The 2,288-nt window shown below is 65.6% G+C and carries 2 protein-coding genes; one reads left to right on the top strand and one right to left on the bottom strand.

The features are described from left to right. Window positions 1–172: 172 nt before the first annotated feature. Window positions 173–1,009, bottom strand: a complete 837-nt coding sequence (sseA, locus tag DM995_RS06040) for a 3-mercaptopyruvate sulfurtransferase (protein ID WP_023839562.1) — start codon at window positions 1,007–1,009, stop codon at window positions 173–175. A gap of 267 nt (window positions 1,010–1,276) precedes the next feature. On the opposite strand from sseA, the gene surE reads away from it, so the two are divergent. Next, window positions 1,277–2,047, top strand: a complete 771-nt coding sequence (gene surE, locus DM995_RS06035) for a 5'/3'-nucleotidase SurE (RefSeq protein WP_116968820.1) — start codon at window positions 1,277–1,279, stop codon at window positions 2,045–2,047. The last annotated feature ends 241 nt before the right edge of the window (window positions 2,048–2,288 follow it).

The following is a 2,288-nucleotide window of genomic DNA, read 5'->3' as shown; positions in this document are numbered from 1 at the left end:
GGCATGGACTGAACTCCGCCCTCTCCCCTTGCGGGAGAGGGCAACGAGACTTGGACCGCGAAGCGGGCCTAGTCGCAGTGGGAGAGGGGATTGGGCCCTCTCCAACGCCGCCTAGGCAGCAAGCTGCCAAGGCTCTGTTTCCTCTCCCGTAAAGGGAGAGGATAAGGTCAGGTCAACCCGTCACCTTGGGGGCATCGGCATCGGCGCCCCATTCGGCCCAGCTGCCGTCATAGAGCGACACGTCGGTCTTGCCGAGCAGGTGCGCGCCGAAGGCGACGACGCTCGCGGTCATGCCCGAACCGCAGGTGGTGACGATCGGCTGGGCGATGTCGATGCCGGCGCCTTCGAACGCGGCCTTGAGGTCGTCGCCGGTCTTCCAGGTGCCATCGGCGTTGAACAGCGCGCTGTGCGGGAGGTTGACCGAGCCGGGGATATGGCCCGAGGCGATGCCGGGGCGCGGATCGGCTTCGGCACCGGTGAAGCGCGCGGTCGGGCGCGCGTCGACTACCTGCTCGGCCTTGCTGTGCAGGTTGGCGAGCATGTCGGCCTTGGTGCGGACGTTCTTGCGGTCTTCCCAGACGGTGAAATGGCGGTGACGCAGGCTTTCCTTGCCCGACTTGAGCGGACGGCCCTCGGCCTTCCACTTGGCGATGCCGCCATCGAGGATTGCGACGGCGTGCGCGCCGAACATGTTCAGCATGAACCAGGCGCGGGCCGAGGACTTGAGCGGGCTGTCATCGTAGAGAACGATGCGGCTGCCATCGCCCAGGCCCAGCGACTGCATGCGGCTGGCGAACTTCTCGGCAGGGGGGAGCGTGTTCTCGACCGCGGCGTTGCTGTCGACCAGCTCTTCCAGGTCCATGAACACCGCGCCGGGGATGTGGCCGGCTTCATATTCGGCGAGCGCGTTGCGGCCGTGATCGGGCAGGAACTTGGTCGCATCGACGATGCGGAGATCCGAAGCGCCCATCTCGTTGGCGAGCCATTCGGTTGAAACCAGCGAATCCATCTTGGATAGTCTCCCTCTGCGATTACGCGCCCGGTTATCGGCATCTTCCCGGCTTTTTAGACGTGAAACCCGGCTGGTTGCCCGGCCGGGAATGCCTGTTTTTTGCGCTGCACCATCGACATTATCGCGTTGCTGCTGGCGCGTCGAGTCGCAACGGAAACCCGCCGTGCGATTTTTTGCATATGTTGCATGCGTGTTAAACCGGCGGTGGTACAGGCGGTTGCTTCGGGCTAGGGGACCCGCGAACCTCTAGTCCGGAGACCCGATATGCGCATCCTGTTGACCAATGACGATGGTGTCCACGCGCCGGGGCTGGCGGTGCTCGCCGAGATCGCGCGTGCGCTGTCCGACGATGTGTGGATCGTCGCGCCGGCCGAGGAGCAGTCGGGCGCGGGGCATTCGCTCACCATCACCCGGCCCTTGCGCGTCCACCAGCATGGCGAGCGGCATTATGCGGTAACCGGCACGCCCACCGACGCGGTGATGATGGCGGTGGCGCGGCTGATGCAGGACAATCCGCCCGACCTGATCCTCTCGGGGGTCAATCGCGGCGCGAACCTGGGCGAGGACGTGACCTATTCGGGCACCGTCTCCGCCGCGATGGAGGGCGCGCTGGCGGGCATCCCGTCGATCGCGCTCAGCCAGGTCTATGCGCGCGAGGGCGCCGGGCTCGACGTCTCGTTCGACGCCGCGATCCGCTGGGGCGAGCAGGTTATCCGCAAGATCATCGGCCAGCCGATGCCGCCGCGCACCCTGGTCAATGTGAACTTCCCTGCCTTGCCCGCCGATCGGGTGCTGGGCGTCAAGGTCGTCAACCAGGGCTTTCGCGATTACGGGCGGCTGAAGATCGTCACCAATACCGATCCGCGCGGGTTCGAATATCACTGGTTCGGCCTGGGCGCGGCCGAGGCGAGCCCGGCGCACAGCACCGATCTGGAAGCGGTGGCCGACGGCTATATCGCGGTGACCCCATTGCATCTCGACCTGACTCATCACCAGTCGATCGCCGCGCTGACCGCGACCTTCGCGGCGGAATGAACCGCGAAACCCTTGTAAATGAGAGCCTTGTAAATCCTGCGTTGCCCGGTGGCAAAGCCTGCAAACCGTGCTAGACATGCTCTCATGGTGTGGGGACACGGAAGGATCGACAAGCGGCTGGTCTTGCTGGCGGCATTGGGCGTGGCGGGCTGCATACCCGGCGGCATGACGCCGCAATCGCTCGAACCCGAGATTACCGAGGCGGGCCAACCGGCAGCGCCGCCGCTGGCCGAACCTGTGG

Source organism: Blastomonas sp. UPD001, assembly GCF_003426715.1.
GTDB lineage: Bacteria > Pseudomonadota > Alphaproteobacteria > Sphingomonadales > Sphingomonadaceae > Blastomonas.
Note: the sequence above shows the minus strand (reverse complement) of the source record. Positions and strands in the feature narration are given on the sequence as shown.